The sequence below is a fragment of the Cupriavidus sp. 01L415 genome (assembly GCF_056400065.1).
This window is the reverse complement of sequence record NZ_JBFTSP010000004.1, coordinates 296,209-316,227: the sequence shown is the minus strand read 5'-3', so window position 1 is coordinate 316,227 and position 20,019 is coordinate 296,209. Positions and strand designations below refer to the sequence as shown.

The following is a 20,019-nucleotide window of genomic DNA, read 5'->3' as shown; positions in this document are numbered from 1 at the left end:
TGCCATGACACCACGCTTATCCAATCGTCATCGCGGCTTCACACTTGCCGAGATGATGGTCACGGTTGCCATCATCGGCATCCTGAGCGCCTTCGCGTACCCGTCCTATCAGGAGTTCATCCTGAAAGGACGGCGCACCGAGGCCAAGGCATCGCTGATGGAGAACATGCAACTGTTCGAGCGCCATTACTCGCAGGTCAACACGTATTTTTCCGCTGGCACGACCACGGTCTGGAACGGCTACAAGCCATACTCCGGCGACAACGCCACCAGCGGCAAGTACACGATCCGGGCGGTCGATTGCGGCAATACGGGTCAATGTATCGAACTGCAGGCGGCGCCAAGGAGCGCGGACGCCACCTGCGGCACGCTGGTCTATCGCAGCACGGGTGAGAAGCTCGCGATCATCAGCGGCACCACGCCGACAACCGTCCCTAACTGCTGGTGATCATCATGCGTGCAAATCGACCCACGACCCTGCGTCCGCGCGGCTTCACGCTGCTGGAGCTGATCACCACGATGGCAGTCGGCGTCGTGCTGGTAGGTTTTGCCGTTCCCAGCATGGCAAATTTCATGCGTAATCATCGCGCGCTGACCGTCGCGGACAGCTTCAGCACGGCCGTCACCAAGGCCCGGTCGATTGCTGCCGCCACCAACAGCTATGTCACCGTGGCGCCGATGGATGGCAGCAATTGGAGCAGCGGCTGGAGAGTCTTCTCCGAGGGCGCAACGCCCAATGGCACTTATGAGAACACCGAGAAGCTCATCGGCGTGTACGAAAAGTTGCCGACAGACGTCATCATCACAGATGTCAGCACTCCCGCGGGCCTGAACTACATTACCTTCTCGCCGGTCGGCTATTCCCAGAACGCAGACAAGGCACAGATGTCCATGACAGCGGGCTTCCAGATCGGCACCTCCAGACGCGTCGTGGAAGTCAGCCTGTTGGGCCGCTCGCGCGTGTGCAATCCCGACGTGGACACAACTACCTGCGCCATGCCTTGATGCTCGCATGCCGGCTGAGGGCGCGGCTGAGCCGTCGTGCCATCTACCGCTAGCGCGACAGCACGCGGCCCGCTCCCCTTGCTGTGCGTGGCCCTTGTCGGGCTTGGCGCGTTGCCACTCGCGATACGAGTGGCGGCGGAGCGGGCTGAGACAGCGTCCGAATCATCGCCGATGGTAAACGGCGATGGGCGGCATGCCCGCCTTTGCGATGTGGTGGATGCCGCATCCGGCGAACATCCGCCACACTGCGCGCCGGGCACGCGCATCGCACTCGCCGGGCCGATCCGCAGTACGACAAAGAGGGCCCCCGGGTATGTCCCTCGCCACGGCATACATCGCGCTGTGGGTGAAGCCATGAGGGCCAGGACCCGCGCCTGCGGCTTTACGCTGACCGGCATGATGGTCGGCATGGCGCTCGCCATCGTGGCATCGCTGGCCCGCTTGTTTTCTCGTCGTCCGGAATGCCTACGCAGCTGTCGCGGACAGCATCCTGATGGAAGAGCGTGGACATCGCGCGCTGGCTGTCATTGCGCAATTGGTGCGTCAGGCTGGCAGGATCTCCACACAGGTTTCACTGGCATCCGGGCATCCTCTATCGGCAACGTTCGGCGACGGGCGCGGGCGACGAACCTCCGATCGTTGTCGTCACGGCCTCAGGGCCATTGGTGGTGTATGGCACCGGCGGCGAGTTGTCCGCGATTCCGGATCAGCAGTCGGCCTCCGGCGCGCCGCGCCAGATTGACGCGCCACCAGCTGGAGAAGGGGTTGTTCTGCGCGGGCCCGCGCGTCGTGCTTCCGCCGATGACACCGGATGGACGCTGGACTTGCCTCACCCCGGTGAGCAAGTCGCCGAATTGCAGATGGCCAATCCAGTCCACCTCGCGTTCACCACGCGCACGCCGGACGGCCGCGCCCGAAGCTAGCTGATCGATGCCGCCACTGGGGAATCCGTCATCGTCGCCGCGCAGGACGGCTCACCCTCGCACGCGATCACCGGCTTGCCGTTCGACCACAGCCAGGGAACGCCTGTCGTCACGCTGTCGCGTGTCTCGCAAGGACCGGACACATCACCCGGCGTCGGGCGACTCGATGTCTACGAGGTCTCTGTCTGGCGACTCGATGGCGACAGCTCGCATCTCCTTCAGCAGGCACGCATGACCCGCCGACGCGGACGTCTTGGCTGGCGCGAACTGATCCGGACACCGCTGTGATGCATCGCGCTCATTGTTCGACCCGTCGTCCGCCTCGTTGCCCGAATTGCTGCCCGACCCGTTGCCCGACTCGTTGCCCAGATTACGTCCTGGGTTACCTCAGTCCACCTGCGGCTTCAGCCTGATTGAATTGATGGTGTCACTCGCCATTGCCGCCGTGCTGACGCTGGCGGCCCTGCCAGCATGGCAGCAGCGCCTGCAGCGCGGGTGGCGCATGCAGGCACGAGCGGAACTCGTCGCGACGATGCTGGCGCTCGAACAACATGCGTTGGCTGCGTTGACATTCGCCAGCGCGTCAGACAATTCGACGCCTGCCGGACACTGGCCCAAGCCCGTTCCGCCGCCTCCAGCTACGCCGCGCCACTGGCTGACGGCCACCAGTTGCGCAGGGATGGATCTTTCCCGATGTGTGGAGGTTCGCGCGACGCCGGTTTCGCCCGACCTGCGCTGCGGCTCGCTGGTGCTGCGCAGTTACGGCGAGTGGCTTTCCCTGCCCGCCAGTGGCGGTGAGCCCGTTCATCTGCCCCCGGAGTGCTGAAATGAAGGCACAAGCTGACACATTCCCTCGTGGCATTGCGCTCCCGGAGTTGCTGGTGGCGCTTGCCGTGGCTGCCATCCTGACCGGCACGGCATGGCCGCTGATGCGCGATGCCCCGGCGGTCTATACGGTTTCCCATGCTGCGGACCGGCTGGCCGGCTCCCTGGCGCTGGCGCGCACCACCGCCGCCAGCCGGCGCGTGGAAGTCCTGTTGCAGCCGCCCACCGGGGCCGAGAGCTTCGACCGCGGCTGGCAGCTCGTCGCGGCGCCCGGACCATCCGCACCCGATGATCTCGCGTCGCCCCCATTCGCTGTCGTCACCCTGGACCAGCCCTGCCTGCATATCAGCCTACGCGGCACCGGGGGGGCCGCGGGCCCGCCCACGCTCAGACTGACAGCTGTGGGATACTCTCGCTCTGAACAGGGCGGGTTTTTCGCTGCCACGTTCCAGGTGCGCTGCCACGGTGCGCTGCGGCAAGTCAGGCTTGGCGCCCAGGGGCGCATCCGGATTTGCCGCCCCGGCACCGATGTCGACTGCGACTGACCGCACCGCCACCCTCACCTTACGGCCCAAATCGCCACGCCCATGTTTTCCGACGCCGATCACACTGCCATGGAACAGGCCCTCGCGCTCGCCGCGCGCGGCATGTTCACGACCACGCCCAACCCACGCGTTGGCTGCGTGCTCATGAAGGACGGACAGGTGATCGGCCAGGGCTACACGCAACCCGCCGGACAGGATCACGCCGAGATCCAGGCGATGAAGGACGCCATTGCGCGAGGGCATGATCCCGCCGGCGCCACGGCCTACGTCACGCTGGAACCCTGCAGCCACTTCGGCCGTACGCCGCCCTGCGCCGATGCGCTGGCCCGCGCCGGCATTGCCCGCGTCGTGGCGGCCATGGAAGATCCCAATCCGTCAGTATCCGGCCGGGGTCTGCAACGCCTGCGCGATGCGGGCATCGATGTGCGCTGTGGCCTGCTGGAAAAAGAGGCGCGTGACCTGAACATCGGCTTTGTCTCGCGCATGACCCGCGGCCTGCCGTGGGTTCGGGTGAAAGTGGCCGCGTCCCTTGACGGCGGCACTGCGCTGCACGACGGCACCAGCCAGTGGATCACTGGCCAGGCCGCCCGCGACGATGGCCATGCGTGGCGCGCACGGGCCTGCGCCATCCTGACTGGCATCGGCACCGTGCGCGACGACAATCCGGCACTCACGGTGCGTGCCATTCCCACACCCCGCCAGCCGCAGCGCGTGCTGGTGGACTCCCGGCTGGAAGTCCCTCTCGATGCCCAGATCCTGCATCGGGACACCGGCGACTTCGCCAAACCCGTGCTGGTGTTCGGCGCGGTCGAGGACAAGGCCCGCCAGCGTGCGCTCGAAGAACGCGGCGTCGAGGTCGTGATCCTGCCCAATCCGCACGGCAAGGTGGAATTGCGCCGCATGCTGGAGGAACTGGGCAAGCGCGGCATCAACGAACTGCATGTGGAAGCCGGCTTCAAGCTCAACGGCTCCCTGATCCGCGAAGGCTGTGCGGACGAGTTGCTGATCTACCTGGCACCAAGGCTGCTCGGCGATGCGCAGGGCATGTTCAACCTGCCGCCGCTCGCCAGACTCGAGGACGCGGCGACATTCCATTGGCACGAGGTGCGCCAGATTGGCGACGACCTCCGGCTGATTGCCCGCCGCGGCAACAGCAAGCATTGACGATATCTGGAACAACATCCGAAATACGAGGCAAGCATGTTCACTGGCATTGTGGCGGCCGTTGGCCGTATCGAATCCGTCTCGCCGCTGGGCGACGCCAACGCAGGCATGCGCCTGCGCGTCGCGGCCGGCGACCTGGACCTGACCGATGTGATCATCGGCGACAGCATCGCTATTCAGGGCGCCTGCATGACCGTCGTGGCGATGGGCGCCGGCCATTTTGACGTGGATGTCTCACGCGAGTCGCTGGACAAGACTGCCGGCCTCGACAAGGCCGGACGCGTCAACCTCGAAAAGGCGCTGCGGCTGGCGGATCGACTTGGCGGTCATCTGGTGTCGGGGCACGTCGATGGGCTGGGCGAGGTGGTGCGCTTCGCACCGGTAGGCGAATCGCATGAACTGCGCATCCGTGCGCCGCGTGAACTGGGCCGCTTTCTGGCCTACAAGGGTTCCGTGGTGGTGAATGGCGTGTCGCTGACGGTCAACAGCGTCAGCGACGAAGCTGACGGCTGCGTATTCTCGATCAACCTGATCCCCCACACCGTGGAAGTCACCACACTCAACGAACTGAAGGCTGGCGCGCGCGTGAACCTGGAGATCGACCTGATCGCGCGGTACGTGGAGCGGATGCTGTCGGCATCCGCCGACGCGCCCCAGCCGTCGATTTAAGCGAATTTCAGCACCCTCACCGTCTACCGATAGCTGGCGGGAGCTACCGCCAGCCCGCACATCGAGACGGGTTTCATGACGATATGCCTGCGCCTTCCGCGCAGGCATATGTCATTCGGCGGATCCATCAGGTCAGTCCATCTGGTCTACGCCTTCCCGACGTCCCCCACTTCGCATCACACCTGGTGGCAAGTTCGCGCGTGAGCAACGCCAGGGGCAGCTCACCCGGCATTGCAGCTTCCATCTTCCTGCTCATGTCCGCGGAGATTCCGGACGGCTCCCGCCACAAGCGCCATCTCCTCACGCAATAGCGGCAACGCGTCGATCTCCGGCAATCGCACTTCGTGCGAGTCAACCCCAAGTTCGATTTCATCTTCGCCCAACAAGGGCAAGAGCTCCATCTGCTCCTGCGGCATCTCGAGGCGAAGTTAATGGCCTCGGCAACCGCCAGGAAATCGCGGATGTGGCGCAAAGGCATGGCTCCGAACTATTTGCGGTAGCTATGAAAAGGATAACGAACCGGTCTTGGACCCGCCGGGCAAGTCCGTCCATGCTTCTTCCATCGACTCGTGACACAAGACAAAGGAGCACTGGATGAAAGACATTATCGACGGCGTACTCAAGTTCCAGCGCGACGCCTACCCACAACGTTCCGAACTATTCCAGCGGCTGGCCACTCACCAGAATCCGAGCACGCTGTTCATTGCCTGCTCCGATAGCCGTGTCGTGCCGGAGCTGCTCACGCAGCGCGAACCCGGTGACCTGTTCGTGATTCGCAATGCGGGCAACATTGTTCCGGCCCACGGCAGCCAGGCGGGCGGGGTATCGGCCACTGTCGAATACGCCGTGGCCGGCCTCGGCGTCACGGACATCGTGGTCTGCGGTCACTCCGATTGTGGCGCCATGACCGCAGTGGCCACCTGCAAGTGCCTGGACCATATGCCGGCAGTCGCAGGCTGGCTCAGGCACGCCGATGCCGCGCGCGCCGTCAATGAAGGCCACGCACACAGCTCCGTCAGGGATCGCGTGGACGGCATGGTCCGCGAGAACGTCATCGCACAGCTCGCCAACATCAAGACCCACCCTTCCGTTGCCCGCGCCATCGAGCAAGGCAAGCTGACCTTGCACGGCTGGATATATGACATCGCCACCGGCCGGATCGACGCGCTCGACAGTGCCGGCAAGCGTTTTCAGCCGCTGGCGGATCACTCCCAGGTAGCCCCTGCTTCCCGCCCGCTCGCGCAGGCCGCCTGACCGCGCCACCTCTGCCTCACCCTGCAGTTCGCTTCAACCTCGTCCATCCACGACTTACACAGGAATTTCATCATGACGCAATCCCAATACAGCCCGGTTCCGCGCCTGGCACTGTCCGACATCATTCTCGACGCCAAGGTCCGTAAAGACATGTCGTTTGCACAAATCAATGAGGGAACGGGCCTGAGCCTGGCCTTCGTCACGGCAGCGCTCCTGGGCCAACATCCTCTCCCCGCGGATGCGGCGCGCGTCGTTGCCGACAAGCTCGGACTGGACGAAGAGGCGACCCGACTGCTGCAGACCATTCCAGTGCGCGGTAGCATCCCGGGGGGCGTTCCCACCGACCCCACCATCTATCGCTTCTATGAAATGGTGCAGATCTACGGGTCCACGTTGAAGGCGCTGGTACATGAGATGTTTGGCGACGGCATCATCAGCGCCATCAACTTCAAGCTCGACATCAAGAAAGTGCCTGACCCCGAGGGCGGTGAGCGCGCCGTCATCACCCTGGACGGAAAGTACCTCCCCACCAAGCCTTTCTGAGCTCATGGTTCTCCGCGCCGCCGGCTGGCTAGCGGTGGCGCGCGGCCAGCCACCAGCTACCAGTTACCAACTGCCGTAGTACCGCACCACACCACGCCAGAATGCATCCGCTTCCCGAGCCAGCGTGGTCTGGCCCGCCTTCGCGGTGGCATTCGCCGCCGTCTGCACCACCACAAGCTTGAGTTCCGGGTCGACCAGGATCATCTGCCCGTACACGCCAAGCAGGGCAAAGCGCCGCGTCTCCCCCGGGTAGACCCAGAACTGGTAGCCATATCCAAAGTACGGCGTCGCCTTGCGAGGCTGGAAGGCTTCCGGAAAGCGATGCCAGTCCGTGGCTTCCAGCAGATAGTCGCGCGGGATGACGGCCTTGCGCTGCGGGTCGTCGGGTCGCACCCCGTCATTGGCCAAGACGATCCCAAGGCGGCCATAGTCGCGCAGCGTTGCATTGAAATTTCCTGCGGCAATCTCCAGCCCGGTCGAGTCCACGCGCCACAGTGCTGTCGTCTCGGCGCCCACGGCCTGCCACAGCCGGGTGGTCAGGTACTCGCTGAGCGACATTCCCGTGGCACCACGCAGCACGGCTGCCAGCACATCGGTCTGGGCACCGGAATAGGAGAAGCGGGTGCCCTGCGGCACTTCCCGCTCGGTGATGAGCCTCGCCGCCGCCTCCACGCCATGGCGAGCGGCAGCCGCGCTGAATCGTGCGGCGTCGTCGTGGCCATCGTAGTTCTCGGTAAAGCGTGCGCCGGAAGCCATCCGAAGGAGATTGCGGATCGAAGTGCCGCCGTACAGCGTCCCCGAGAGCTGCGGGTCATAGCGCTCCGCGTTGTCATCCAGCGATGCAATCTTGCCCTCCTGCAGCGCATAGCCGATGGCCAGTGACGTGATCGACTTGGCCATCGATTGGGACAGGAAGCGCTGCGACGGCTTGCGGTCGTACTGGTATCGCTCGACCTGTATCACACCGTCCTTGATGATCAGCAGACCCATGATGCGCTGTCGGGACAAATAGTCGTCCACCGTCAGCCGTCTGAGCTGGTCCACGTCCCAGCGAATGTCTGGTTCGCTGGCGCTGTGCGGCAACGGCATGGGCGCTGCGCTCGCGGCAAGCTCATGCATCCTGATGCCGGGGATCTCGGCCTGCGCCGAGAACGATCCGACGCGCACCGACTCGTCAAAGAAGTAAGTCTGGAGGCTGCCCACGGGATATCCCCGTGCCTTGCCAAGCTTGTCCTCGTCCGGGGCCGCGCGGGCCGGCGCGGCAAACAGTGCGGCGACAGAAACAGCAACCGAAGCCGTTACCAGAAGAAGCGTCCGTGCAAATGCGCGCGAGTCATTCATGGCGGGGGATCGTGTCGATTCAGGGAGAAGAGTTTAGGGAAAGGAATTTCAGGGCCGGGATGCGGGTGTCGACTCGAACCTCGGCGCCGCCGCTGCGTCGAGCGACCCGTCGGCCTGCGCAGTAAAGATGCCGCGCGCCACGTTGTGCGGATGCGCTACCGCCTCGGCAATGCTGAGCACCGGCGCATAGCAGACATCCGCGCCGGCCAGCAATGCATCCCAATGCGCGCGCGGCTGGCTCCCGAACAGCGCCGTAAAGCGCTGCTTCAAGGCTGGCCACGTCGCATGATCGTATTGCGCGGTCGGATCGACATCGTCCATGCCAAGCTTCTCCAGCAGCAACGCATAGAACTGCGGCTCGAGCGCGCCGATCGTGATGAAACCGCCGTCGGCGCACGCATACACGTCATAGAACGGCGACTGGTGGAACGGGCTCGGCGTGGGGCCGTCGAGCTGGCCGTTGTTGCGCACCCATAGCGCGATGCTGCCGAGCATCGCCACCATATCCACGATTGCCCCGTCCACCACGCGGCCCCGGCCGCTCGCCCGCGCGTCGAGCAAGGCGCAAGCGATGCCGAAGGCCAGGCCCAGCGCGCCACCTGCGTCGCCCACCACTGTCGGCGGAATGATGGGCGGCTCGCCCGGCCGCGCGGACAGCGACAACATGCCCGTCAGCGCCACGTAGTTCAGGTCGTGTCCGGCTGTCTGGGCCAGCGGCCCGGTCTGGCCCCAGCCCGTCATGCGGCCGTACACCAGCTTCGGGTTCAGCGCGGCACAATCGGCCGGGCCGAGGCCAAGCCGCTCCATCACACCGGGGCGATTGCCTTCGATCAGCGCGTCAGCGCCGGCCACCAGCGCACGCGCCTCGGCAAGTCCACCTTCCTGTTTCAGGTCCAGCGGCACGATCGTCTTGCCGCGGCGCAGCGGGCTGTCCTTGTTCCCGCCCAGCGTTTCGGCCACGGCAACCTTTTGCCGGCGGGAGATCACGATGACCTCGGCGCCCATGTCGGCCAGCATCCGGCCGGCCAGCGGCCCCGGGCCGAGCCCTTCGAATTCGACGATGCGGATTCCCTGCAGTGGCGGCGTCATGGTGACTGGCTCCTTCACAGGCGTTCGTACAGCGTGACGACGCAGGCGCCGCCGAGACCCAGGTTGTGCTGCAGCGCCAGCCGTGCGCCTTCCACCTGCCGCTTGTCCGCCGTCCCGCGCAACTGATGAGTCAACTCGAAGCATTGGGCCAGTCCCGTGGCGCCCAACGGATGCCCCTTGCTAAGCAGACCGCCCGAGGGATTTGTCACGAACTTGCCCCTGTAGGTGTTGTCGCCATCGCAGACAAATTTCTCGGCGCCGCCCACCGGGCACAGGCCCAGCGCCTCATAGGTGATCAACTCGTTCTGGGCAAAGCAATCGTGCAACTCGATCACGTCCAGGTCTTCCGGCCCGATGCCCGCTGCTTCGTACACTTGCCGCGCGGCGTCACGCGCCATGCCGAATCCCACCACCTCGCGCATGTCGCGCGCCTCGAACGTCGCGGGGCGATCCGTGGTCATCGCCTGCGCGCGGATGCGGACCGGCACCCGCAAGCCATGGCGGTCGGCAAACGCGGGCGAACAGATCACGGCCGCCGCGGCGCCGCACGTCGGCGGGCATGCCATCAGCCGCGTCATCACGCCCGGCCACAGCACCGGCGCGTTCATCACCTCGTCCTCCGTCACCGGTGTGCGAAACAGCGCCAGCGGGTTGTTCGCCGCGTGCCGGCTGGCCTTGGCGCGGATCCTGGCGAAGGTGGACAACTGCGTGCCGAATTCGCGCATGTGCGCCAGTCCCGCGCCACCGAAGTAGCGAAGGGCCAGCGGCACATCCACGTCGCCCACCAGGTCGGACGCGGCGTTCTCGAAGCGCTCGAACGGGCTCGGCCGATCCTTGAACACCTCGCCCAGCGCGCCCGGGCTCATGTGCTCGAACCCGAGCGCCAGCACACAGTCTGCCGCGCCGCTGGCAACCGCCTGGCGAGCCAGGAACAACGCCGTGGAACCGGTCGAGCAATTGTTGTTGACGTTGACGATCGGAATGCCAGTCATGCCGACGTCGTACAGGGCGCGCTGGCCGGAAGTGGAATCGCCGTAGACATAGCCAACGTAGGCCTGTTGCACGTCGTCATAGCCGATGCCGGCGTCCGCCAGCGCGGCGCGTGTCGCCACTGCCGCCATCTCCGGATACGGCGCATGCGCCCCCGGCTTGCTGAAAGGGATCATGCCGACACCGGCCACAAGCACATCACGATGCATCGCGGACTCCTGAGGATCTGGATTGGAGGGGCGTGAACGGGAGCCGCCTGCCCGGTGCTGGCACGGACGGCACGGACGCGGGCATGGGCACGACTGGCACCGGCATGGGGGGATCTCCTGGATTGTTGTTGTCGCGTCTGCGGGAGACACGTTTTCGCTATGGTAAGCGTACCAGTCACATGCCCGGCGATCCAAGCCGCCAAGTGCCCTATAAGGCACCACACACCGGTCGTGGTTCCCACCTGCCCCCCGAGGCTGGCGGGCCGGAATGCGGTCGCTTGGCGTACAATAGCGGCCTTGATTTCGCCGGCTTTGCTTCACCTGCCGCCGGCCCTGCCCGCCGATCGCGCCATCCGCCGTTTCCAAAATTCGTCAATCGTCGCCCCAGCCATGACTATCGCCCGTACTGAAGACATCATTGCCGACATTCGTGCCGGCCGCATGGTCATCCTCGTCGACGAGGAAGACCGCGAGAACGAGGGCGACCTGGTGCTGGCGGCCGACTTCGTGACGCCGGAAGCCATCAATTTCATGGCCAAGTATGGCCGTGGCCTGATCTGCCTGACGCTGACCGCCGAGCGTTGCCGCCAGCTCGAGCTGTACCCGATGGTGTCCCGCAACGGCACCGTGCATGGCACCAACTTCACGGTGTCGATCGAGGCGGCCGAAGGCGTGACCACCGGCATCTCCGCAGCCGACCGCGCGCGTACCGTGCAGGCTGCCGTGGCCCGTGACGCCAAGGCCACCGACCTGGTCCAACCGGGCCACATCTTCCCGCTGACGGCACAACCCGGCGGCGTGCTGATCCGCGCGGGCCATACCGAGGCCGGCTGCGACCTCGGCACCCTGGCTGGCCTGACGCCTGCCTCGGTGATCTGCGAAATCATGAAGGACGACGGCACGATGGCACGCCTGCCGGACCTGATCGAGTTCGCGCGCGAGCACAACCTCAAGATCGGCACCATCGCGGACCTGATTCACTATCGCAGCCGCACCGAAAGCATCATCGAACGCGTGGGCGAGCGCGACATGCAGACGCCGTGGGGCACGTTCCACAGCGTGGTGTATCGCGACAAGCCTACGGGCCGCGCCCACCTGGCGCTGGTCAAGGGCCAGCCGCGCCCGGATCGCGAGACGCTGGTCCGCGTGCACGAGCCCCTGTCGGTGCTGGACTTGCTGGAATCGTCGCGCACCACGCACTCGTGGAGCGTGCCGGCCGCGCTGGAAGTGCTGCACGGCGCCGAGCAAGGCGTGATGGTGCTGCTGAACTGCGGCGATTCGGCCGATCAGCTGTTCTCGCAATTCGCCGCGCTGGACGCGCCGCAAAGCCGTCCGCGCCGCAAGCCGGACCTGCGCACGTACGGCATGGGCGCCCAGATCCTGCGCGACATCGGCGTGGGCAAGATGCGCGTGCTGGGGTCTCCGCAGAAGATGCCCAGCATGACCGGCTACGACCTCGAGGTCACCGGCTGCCAGCCGATGGATGGCGAATCGAACTGCGACTGAATGCGCGACTGAATACAACAGGCAGCCCGGGTGCACCGGACTGCCTCCCCGAACAACTGGAGAAATGACAATGGATCACGGCTTCTACCCCAGCAACCTCGAAGGTGAAGGCCTGCGCATCGGCATTGTGCAGGGACGCTTCAACGAGCCCGTCTGCGACGAGCTGCGCGAGGCCTGCGTGGCCGAGCTGGAAAAACTTGGCGTGGAAGGCGAAGACACGCTCGTGGTGACCGTCCCGGGCGCGCTGGAAATCCCGCTGGCGCTGCAGAAGATGGCCGAGAGCGGCCAGTTCGACGCGCTGGTCGCGCTCGGCGCGGTGGTGCGTGGCGAAACCTACCACTTCGAGCTGGTCTCGAACGAGTCCGGCGCCGGCATCAGCCGTGTGAGCCTGGATTTCAACGTGCCCATCGCCAACGGCATCCTGACCGTGGACACGGACGCGCAGGCCCATGCCCGCACCCGCGAGAAGGGCCGCGACTGCGCCCGCGCGGCGGTGGAAATGGCCAACCTGGTCGTCGCGCTGGATTCGCTGCGCGGCCAGGAAGGTGACGATGAAGATGAGGAAGAATGATGAGTGACGCCACCGACACGGGCGACACGGGTGACGCTGGCGGCAAGCCGGCCGGCGCCAAGCCCCGTACCGAGCCGAAGGCCCCGCCCAAGAGCGCGCGCCGCCGGTCTCGCGAGCTGGCCTTGCAGGGCCTGTACCAGTGGCTGCTGAATCGCAACGATATCGGCGCGATCCAGGCCCACCTGCATGACGCACAAGGCTTCAACAAGGCCGACCGCGAGCACTTCGACGCGCTGCTCAATGGCGCCGTGCGCGAGGAAGCCCGCCTGACGGCTGCCTTCGAACCCTTCCTGGATCGCACCGTGAACGAACTGTCCCCGGTGGAGCGCGCCGCGCTGCTGGTGGGCAGCTTCGAGCTCGTGCACTGCCTGGATATTCCGTACAAGGTCGTGATCAACGAAGCCGTCGAGCTGACCAAGACCTTTGGCGGCGTGGAAGGCTACAAGTACGTCAACGGCGTGCTCGACAAGCTGGCCGCCCAGGTGCGCGCCCCGGAAGTCGCCGCCCGTCGCTGACGCGAACCGGCAGATGCATCCGCCGACCGGCGTCGCCGCGTGACGCCGGTTGCCGGCATGACACCCGCCCCGGCGGGTGTTTTTATTTTCGCGTGACCCCACCGGGCCACGCCCAACCCTCTTGATGGCCCAGCCCTGACTGCCATGGACCTCCAGCGCCTTGCTACCGCCTCCCGCCTTGCCAACATCGACGCCTTCCACGTGATGGAGCTGGCCAAGCAGGCGGCCGAACTCGAACGCGCCGGGCGCCACATCATCCATATGGGCATTGGCGAGCCGGACTTCACGGCCGCCGCGCCGGTCATCCATGCTGCAGAAGCCGCCATGCGGCGCGGCGTGACGCAGTACACGGGCGCGCTCGGCATCCACGCGCTGCGCGAGGCAATCGCCGGCTACTACAAGACGGCCTACGGGATCGACGTCCCCGAGCGCCGCGTGATTGTCACCGCCGGGGCGTCTGGCGCCCTGCTGCTGGCCTGCGCCGTGCTGGTGGAAATCGGCGCCGAAGTCCTCATGCCGGACCCGAGCTACCCATGCAATCGCCATTTCGTGGCGGCATTCGATGGGCGCGCCAGGATGATCCCGAGCGGGCCCGCCGAGCGCTTTCAGCTGACGGCCGCCCAGGTGTCCGCCAACTGGGGCCCGGATACGCGCGGCGTGCTGCTGGCTTCGCCGTCCAACCCGACCGGCACGTCGATCCTGCCGGACGAGCTCAAGGCGATCCTGGCCGAAGTCCGCCGGCGCAACGGATTTGCCATCCTCGACGAGATCTACCAGGGGCTGTCATATGACGCGCCACCGGTGTCGGCACTGTCTCTCGACGACAACGTCGTGACCGTCAACAGCTTCTCCAAGTACTTCAACATGACCGGCTGGCGGCTGGGGTGGCTGGTGGTGCCGGACGCGCTGGTGCCGGCATTCGAGAAGGTGGCGCAGAACCTGTTCATCTGTGCTTCCGCCGTGGCCCAGCATGCCGCGCTGGCCTGCTTCACACCGGAGGCCCTGGCGATCTACGACGAACGCAAGGCGGAATTCCGCCGCCGGCGCGACGCCATCGTGCCCGCGCTGGAGGCGCTCGGACTGCGCGTGCCGGTCAAGCCGGATGGTGCCTTCTATGTTTATGCCGACTGTCGTCACGTGAATCACCCGTTCGCCGGCGATGCGGACCGCCTGACGCAGGCGATCCTTCACGATGCGGGCGTGGTGATGGTGCCGGGCACGGACTTCGGCCCGCATACGGCGCGCGACTATATGCGGATCTCCTACGCGACAGCGATGGAAAACATCGAGGAGGCGATGCATCGGCTCCACCATTTCCTCCGCTGATCGCGGATCGAAACACGCACCCGGCACAAACGCCCGAACGCACAAACGCAAAGAGCACCCCGAGGGGTGCTCTTTTGCATGGGCGCTGACGGTGCCGCTCGGCGCCGCTCGGTGCCGCCATCAGGAAGCCGCGATCAGGCAGCCTGCGCCGTGTTTCCGGCCGCTTCCAGCTTCTCTGTACCCTGGCGATGCTCGGCCTGGGTCTTGCCATCGGCAGCAGTCGCCTTGGTCGCTGCCTCCACGGCGGGCAGGCCCAGCAACTGACGCAGACGGGCACGCTCGGCCAGAACCTTGGCGCCGTAGCCGCCGTCCGTGTTGGTCGTGGCGCCCACGTAGTACTTCAGGCCACCCTCGATCGAGCCAGCACGCGCAATGCAATCCTTCAGGACCAGCGCGCCGATCTTGATGTTGGCATACGGGTTCAGTGCGGCAGCCACGCCGCCCACGGCCTCGTACTTGTCCTGGTGGACCTTGGTCATGACCTGCATCAGCCCTTGCGCACCCACACCGCTTTCCGCGTAGGGGTTGAAGCTGGACTCGATGGCGATCACGCCCAGGATCAGCAGCGGATCGATGCCAACCTCGCGGCCAGTCATGTAGGCCGCCTTCACGAGTTGTGTGGTGGCCTGCGCCGCCACGCGGTACTTGCGGGCGATGTAGTCGGCCACGGCGGCCTGCTCACGGGCGGAGCCCAGGGCAGCCGTGTTGCGGGCATCCAGCGCCACGCGCTGGACCGGAATCTGTGCGGCCAGGTGCGCGACCGACGGCACCTTGCCGGCGGACGAACCGCCCCACTCATCCACGCCAGACACCGTGGGCAAGCCCGAGGTGCCGTGGTTCAGACGCGCGGCCGCCACATCGGCCGAGAACGGCGGCACGCCGCTGCTGGCATGGGCAGCAGGCATGGCGGCGTCCATCAGCACGGCCGGCGCTTCCTTGCCGGCCAGTACTCCGGCGAGCGATGTCCGCCATTGCTGGCTGACGGTCAGGGTGACCGCTGCGGCCACCGACAGGACCCCGAGACTGTTCAGGGTGTATTTCAAGGTTGTGCGGCCACCACGCAGCAAGGCGCGGCCCGCAACCGGATGGGCCAGGCGCATTTGAAGCGCGCGGCTCACACCGGGAACCGGTTGTCTGAAGCGGACCTGCAATGCCCGCCCGACGCCGGGAAGATGAAGGGTTTTCCAACCGCTCATACTTACCTCCATCCGCTGCTCGCCGCGCGCGCCCGACAACTGCGCTTGCCCGATTTCAACGTACTCAAGTAAGGATGCTGCGCCACCTAGCAGGGGTGTCCAGCATCTGTTGGCGGGCGCTCCCCATGCGCCCAACGAGAAACAGGGTACGCTCTTGGGGAAACGCACCCTGCCACTAAGACTCACTACACTCCGGCTCTCGCCAGAGGACCACGTATCGGGCCCGTCTTGCGGGCCGCTTGATGATGGTCATGTGGGGATTGGCATCCACGTCTTTTTTCTGCAATCCCTCTTGACAGAGGGCAAAAAGACATGCTGCGACGCAACATCCCACAGAGCAGAACGGATTGTAGGAACCCTTTTATAACCCGTCAAGCATTAAGAGTTTTCTATTAACTACTTTTAGAAATATGTAACAAGGGCATTTACGTACCGTCCGGGTCACGTCGGACCCCCGAATCGTAGCGCCTGCCTAGGCTCCCGCCCTGTGGGCCACCCCTCCGGAAGCGCGGAATATTTACAATTTCCAGATGCAGTCAGGCACGATTTTTTTGCGCCGATGAGGCTGCGTGTGTATCGTCACACACATCCCAGCGACTCTCCCCGAATTGGCGCGACGCCACATTTCCAATCGATTTCACTATGCAATACAAAGACTTGCGCGATTTCATCGGCCAACTGGAAGGGCTCGGTGAGCTCAAACGCATTGCCGCGCCGGTGTCTCCAAACCTGGAGATGACCGAGATTTGCGACCGCCTCCTGCGCGCCAACGGCCCGGCGGTCCTGTTCGAGCATCCACGCAAGGAACCAGGCGGACCCGCGACTGACACTATCTATAAGGTGCCCGTCCTCGCCAATCTGTTCGGGACGACACAGAGGGTGGCGATGGGCATGGGGGCGGAGTCGATGGGGGACCTCCGCGACATCGGCCGCGTGCTGTCGGCGCTGAAGGAGCCGGAGCCGCCGCGCGGCCTGCGCGAGGCCGGCAAGCTCTTTACCCTCGTCAAGTCCGTATGGGACATGGCGCCCAAGCGCGTCAGCAGCCCGGCCTGCCAGGAGATCGTCTGGGAAGGCAACGACGTCGACCTGGCGCGGCTGCCGATCCAGACCTGCTGGCCCGGCGACGCGGCGCCGCTGATCACATGGGGTCTCGTCGTCACGAAGGGCCCGCACAAGAAGCGCCAGAACCTGGGCATCTATCGACAGCAGGTCATCGGCCGCAACCAGGTCATCATGCGCTGGCTGACCCATCGCGGCGGCGCGCTGGACTTCCGCGAGCACGCATTGGCCAACCCGGGCCAGCCGTTTCCGATCGCCGTGGCGCTGGGCGCGGACCCGGCCACGATCCTCGGCGCCGTGACGCCGGTGCCCGACACGCTGTCCGAATATCAGTTCGCCGGCCTGCTGCGCGGCAGCCGCACCGCCCTGGCCGGCTGCATCACACCGACGCTTTCCGAGCTGTCCGTGCCGGCGTCCGCGGAAATCGTCCTGGAAGGCCATATCCAGCCCGACCCGGGCCATCCCTCCGGCTACCAGCACGCGCTGGAAGGCCCATTCGGCGATCACACCGGCTATTACAACGAACAGGACTGGTTCCCGGTCTTCACGATCGACCGCATCACCATGCGGCGCGACCCGATCTATCACTCCACCTATACCGGCAAGCCGCCCGACGAGCCCGCCGTACTGGGCGTGGCACTGAACGAGGTCTTCGTGCCGCTGCTGCAGAAGCAGTTTCCCGAGATCACGGACTTCTACCTGCCGCCGGAAGGCTGCAGCTACCGCATGGCCGTGGTTCGCATGAAGAAGCAGTACGCCGGCCATGCCAAGCGCGTGATGTTCGGCGTCTGGAGCTTCCTGCGCCAGTTCATGTACACGAAGTTCATCGTCGTGGTGGATGACGATGTGGACGTGCGTGACTGGAAGGAAGTCATCTGGGCGATCACCACGCGCGTCGACCCCAGCCGGGACACCGTCCTGGTCGACAACACGCCGATCGACTACCTCGACTTCGCCTCGCCGGTATCCGGTCTCGGGTCGAAGATGGGTATCGACGCCACCGACAAGTGGCCCGGCGAAACCACGCGCGAATGGGGCCGCACCATCACCATGGACGCGGCGGTGAAGGCACGCGTGGACGGCCTCTGGGAGACCCTGTTCGACCGTCCGGCCAGCAAGTGACGCCGCAGGCCGGTATGATGGCCGGGCGGCACTGAGGCGGCAAAGAAGCCTCGGGCCGCACCGACCACCACGACCGCCCCGGCCACGCCGGCCGGACCCGCCAACGCCCGCGAGACACACCACGAGACGGGCCTGGGAGGAGACAAGCATGACCCTCGCAGCAGGGAAACCGATGTGGACGCCCTCCGCGGCGTTTGCCGATGGCAGCCAACTGGCGGCCTTCATGACGTGGCTGCGCCGCGAGCGCGGCCTGGATTTCCGTGACTACGACAGCCTCTGGCAATGGTCGGTCACGGAGATCGAAGCCTTCTGGGACGCCATCCGTGGGTACTTCGACGTCCGGTTCGACACACCCGCCGTGCGCGTGCTGGATCGCCGCATCATGCCTGGCGCACGCTGGTTCGAAGGCGCCACGCTCAACTACGTGCAGCAAGTCTTCCGCCACGCCGGCCACGGCGAGGCCCGCCAGCGCACCGCCATCCGCCACGCGGGCGAGGCCCAGCCGCTGGCCGATCTCAGCTGGGACGCGCTCGAAGCCCAGGTAGCCTCGCTGGCGCACGCGCTCCGGCAGATGGGCGTGGCGCGCGGCGACCGCGTGGCCGGCTACCTGCCCAACGTGCCGGCGACGGTCGTCGCCTTCCTGGCCACCGCCAGCGTCGGCGCGGTGTGGTCCGGCTGCGCGCCCGACATGGGCCAGGTGGCCGTGATCGATCGCTTCCGCCAGATCGCCCCCAAGGTACTGATCGCCGTCGACGGCTACCGCTACGGCGGCAAGACCTATGACCGGGCACCGGTCATTGCCGATCTGGTGGCCGCCCTGCCCTCGCTGACCGACCTGGTCATCGTGCCCGCCATCGGCAGCCCGCTACCTCTCGAAAGCCCGGTGCGGCGCCATGACTGGGCCGCAGTCGTCGCACACGATGTCCCGCTGCGGATCGAATCGGTGCCGTTCGATCATCCGCTCTGGATCGTCTATTCGTCGGGCACCACGGGCATGCCGAAGCCGATCGTGCACGGCCACGGCGGCATCGTCGTCGAGCAGCTCAAGCTGATGGCCTTCCACAACAACCTCGGCCCGGACGATGTCTTCCACTGGTACAGCAGCAGCGGATGGATCATGTGGAACGCCCAGGTGGCCGGGCTGCTGCTGGGCACGACGATCGCGCTCTACGACGGCAATCCCGCCTGGCCCGATGCCGGCGTGCTGTGGCGCTTCGTTGACGACGCGCGCGTGACGATGTTTGGCGCCGGGGCGGCGTTCTTCACCAATTGCATGAAGGCAGGCGTGGCGCCTGCCGCCATCGCCGATGTCTCGCGGCTGCGCGGGCTGGGCTCGACGGGATCGCCGCTCCCGGCCGACGCCTACGAATGGATCTATGCGCAAGTGCGCAGCGATATCTGGCTCGTGCCAATGTCTGGCGGCACTGACTTCGCCGGCTCATTTGTGGCCGGGTGCCCGTTGCTGCCCGTCCGCTCGGGCGAGATGCAATGCCGCTGCCTGGGCGCGAAGGTGGAAGCGTTCGACGACAACGGCCAGCCATTGATCGACGCCGTCGGCGAACTGGTGTGCACCGAGCCGATGCCGTCGATGCCGCTGTTCCTCTGGGGCGATGCGGACGGCAAGCGGTATCGCGACAGCTACTTCGACACGTATCCCAATGCGTGGCGCCATGGTGACTGGATCCGCATCACGCCGCATGGCGGCGCGATCATCTACGGCCGCTCGGACGCGACGATCAACCGCCACGGCATCCGCATGGGCACCAGCGAGCTCTATCGCGTGGTGGAAGAGCTGCCCGAGGTGCTGGACAGCATGGTCGTCGACCTGGAGTACCTGGGGCGCGATTCCTACATGCCGCTGTTCGTGGTCCTGCGCGACGGCATGGTGCTGGACGATGCGTTGCGCGACACGCTGCGCGCACGCATTCGCGTGGCGCTGTCGTCGCGACACGTGCCGAACGAGATCCTGCAGGTGCCGGGCGTACCGCGCACGCTGTCCGGCAAGAAGATGGAGGTGCCGATCAAGAAGCTCTTGCTCGGCCACCCGCCGGAGCAGATCGCCAACCGCGACGCGATGGCCAACCCGGACAGCCTGGACTGGTACTTCGCCTATGCGGCGGCGTACCTCGCCCGGGCGGCGCTCGTCGCGTAGGCGCGTGGGGGGCGA

Annotated in this window: 21 protein-coding genes; 16 read left to right on the top strand and 5 right to left on the bottom strand. The window is 65.8% G+C overall.

The window, feature by feature from the left end:
• The first annotated feature begins 4 nt into the window (after positions 1-4).
• The 8 genes from AC1DOX_RS11375 (at position 5) to AC1DOX_RS11340 (ending at position 5,131) form a co-directional block, all read left to right on the top strand.
• On the top strand, positions 5-448 hold the full coding sequence (locus AC1DOX_RS11375) for a type IV pilin protein (RefSeq protein ID WP_441616085.1): 444 nt from the start codon (positions 5-7) through the stop codon (positions 446-448).
• A gap of 5 nt (positions 449-453) precedes the next feature.
• Positions 454-1,005 (top strand): GspH/FimT family pseudopilin, encoded by a 552-nt coding sequence (locus AC1DOX_RS11370; protein WP_441616132.1) that lies wholly within the window; start codon positions 454-456, stop codon positions 1,003-1,005.
• A 503-nt stretch (positions 1,006-1,508) separates the two neighbouring features.
• Positions 1,509-1,928: a hypothetical protein gene (locus AC1DOX_RS11365; RefSeq protein ID WP_441616083.1), complete on the top strand. Its 420-nt coding sequence runs from the start codon at positions 1,509-1,511 to the stop codon at positions 1,926-1,928.
• Positions 1,929-2,003: 75 nt separating this feature from the next.
• Entirely contained in the window at positions 2,004-2,216 is a 213-nt protein-coding gene (locus AC1DOX_RS11360; RefSeq protein ID WP_441616081.1) for a hypothetical protein, read from the top strand.
• A gap of 13 nt (positions 2,217-2,229) precedes the next feature.
• Positions 2,230-2,754, top strand: coding sequence for a type IV pilin protein (locus tag AC1DOX_RS11355; protein ID WP_441616079.1), 525 nt, complete (start codon positions 2,230-2,232; stop codon positions 2,752-2,754).
• A gap of 1 nt (position 2,755) precedes the next feature.
• Positions 2,756-3,298, top strand: a complete 543-nt coding sequence (locus tag AC1DOX_RS11350) for a GspH/FimT family pseudopilin (protein WP_441616077.1) — start codon at positions 2,756-2,758, stop codon at positions 3,296-3,298.
• Between the two features lie 42 nt (positions 3,299-3,340).
• On the top strand, positions 3,341-4,462 hold the full coding sequence (gene ribD, locus AC1DOX_RS11345; RefSeq protein ID WP_441616075.1) for a bifunctional diaminohydroxyphosphoribosylaminopyrimidine deaminase/5-amino-6-(5-phosphoribosylamino)uracil reductase RibD: 1,122 nt from the start codon (positions 3,341-3,343) through the stop codon (positions 4,460-4,462).
• A gap of 36 nt (positions 4,463-4,498) precedes the next feature.
• Complete coding sequence (locus tag AC1DOX_RS11340) at positions 4,499-5,131, top strand: riboflavin synthase (RefSeq protein WP_441616073.1); 633 nt, start codon at positions 4,499-4,501, stop codon at positions 5,129-5,131.
• Positions 5,132-5,352: 221 nt separating this feature from the next.
• On the opposite strand, the gene AC1DOX_RS11335 is transcribed toward AC1DOX_RS11340, so the two are convergent.
• The gene (locus tag AC1DOX_RS11335; protein ID WP_441616071.1) at positions 5,353-5,532 is read right to left on the bottom strand and encodes a hypothetical protein; all 180 of its coding nucleotides are present in this window, start codon (positions 5,530-5,532) and stop codon (positions 5,353-5,355) included.
• A gap of 193 nt (positions 5,533-5,725) precedes the next feature.
• Between AC1DOX_RS11335 and AC1DOX_RS11330 the strand changes: the two genes are divergently transcribed.
• Entirely contained in the window at positions 5,726-6,385 is a 660-nt protein-coding gene (locus tag AC1DOX_RS11330) for a carbonic anhydrase (RefSeq protein ID WP_441616069.1), read from the top strand.
• A 72-nt stretch (positions 6,386-6,457) separates the two neighbouring features.
• A complete protein-coding gene (gene cynS / locus AC1DOX_RS11325) occupies positions 6,458-6,928 on the top strand; it encodes a cyanase (protein WP_441616067.1) in 471 nt (156 codons plus the stop codon).
• 63 nt (positions 6,929-6,991) lie between these two features.
• Here cynS and AC1DOX_RS11320 read toward each other — a convergent pair whose 3' ends face one another.
• The 3 genes from AC1DOX_RS11320 to AC1DOX_RS11310 are packed head-to-tail and all read right to left on the bottom strand — an operon-like array spanning position 6,992 to position 10,557.
• On the bottom strand, positions 6,992-8,269 hold the full coding sequence (locus AC1DOX_RS11320; protein WP_441616065.1) for a serine hydrolase domain-containing protein: 1,278 nt from the start codon (positions 8,267-8,269) through the stop codon (positions 6,992-6,994).
• Between the two features lie 48 nt (positions 8,270-8,317).
• A complete protein-coding gene (locus AC1DOX_RS11315; protein WP_441616063.1) occupies positions 8,318-9,358 on the bottom strand; it encodes a CaiB/BaiF CoA transferase family protein in 1,041 nt (346 codons plus the stop codon).
• 14 nt (positions 9,359-9,372) lie between these two features.
• Positions 9,373-10,557 carry a lipid-transfer protein gene (locus AC1DOX_RS11310; protein WP_441616061.1) on the bottom strand — a complete coding sequence of 395 codons (1,185 nt, stop codon included), beginning with the start codon at positions 10,555-10,557 and terminating at the stop codon, positions 9,373-9,375.
• Between the two features lie 390 nt (positions 10,558-10,947).
• Between AC1DOX_RS11310 and ribBA the strand changes: the two genes are divergently transcribed.
• From ribBA to AC1DOX_RS11290, 4 genes are all read left to right on the top strand, one after another.
• Positions 10,948-12,063: a bifunctional 3,4-dihydroxy-2-butanone-4-phosphate synthase/GTP cyclohydrolase II gene (gene ribBA / locus AC1DOX_RS11305; protein WP_092135471.1), complete on the top strand. Its 1,116-nt coding sequence runs from the start codon at positions 10,948-10,950 to the stop codon at positions 12,061-12,063.
• 70 nt (positions 12,064-12,133) lie between these two features.
• Positions 12,134-12,634 carry a 6,7-dimethyl-8-ribityllumazine synthase gene (gene ribH / locus AC1DOX_RS11300; protein ID WP_092134899.1) on the top strand — a complete coding sequence of 167 codons (501 nt, stop codon included), beginning with the start codon at positions 12,134-12,136 and terminating at the stop codon, positions 12,632-12,634.
• Positions 12,634-13,149, top strand: coding sequence for a transcription antitermination factor NusB (gene nusB / locus AC1DOX_RS11295; RefSeq protein WP_092134900.1), 516 nt, complete (start codon positions 12,634-12,636; stop codon positions 13,147-13,149). Before ribH ends, nusB begins: the two co-directional genes overlap by 1 nt.
• A gap of 144 nt (positions 13,150-13,293) precedes the next feature.
• Positions 13,294-14,475, top strand: a complete 1,182-nt coding sequence (locus AC1DOX_RS11290; protein WP_441616058.1) for a pyridoxal phosphate-dependent aminotransferase — start codon at positions 13,294-13,296, stop codon at positions 14,473-14,475.
• A 134-nt stretch (positions 14,476-14,609) separates the two neighbouring features.
• Here the strand turns inward: AC1DOX_RS11290 and AC1DOX_RS11285 are convergent, their stop codons facing one another.
• Positions 14,610-15,671, bottom strand: coding sequence for a lytic transglycosylase domain-containing protein (locus tag AC1DOX_RS11285; RefSeq protein ID WP_441616056.1), 1,062 nt, complete (start codon positions 15,669-15,671; stop codon positions 14,610-14,612).
• A 642-nt stretch (positions 15,672-16,313) separates the two neighbouring features.
• Here AC1DOX_RS11285 and ubiD point away from each other — a divergent pair.
• Both ubiD and AC1DOX_RS11275 read left to right on the top strand, forming a co-directional pair.
• Entirely contained in the window at positions 16,314-17,852 is a 1,539-nt protein-coding gene (gene ubiD, locus AC1DOX_RS11280) for a 4-hydroxy-3-polyprenylbenzoate decarboxylase (protein ID WP_477114016.1), read from the top strand.
• Between the two features lie 148 nt (positions 17,853-18,000).
• A complete protein-coding gene (locus tag AC1DOX_RS11275; RefSeq protein ID WP_441616052.1) occupies positions 18,001-20,004 on the top strand; it encodes an acetoacetate--CoA ligase in 2,004 nt (667 codons plus the stop codon).
• The last annotated feature ends 15 nt before the right edge of the window (positions 20,005-20,019 follow it).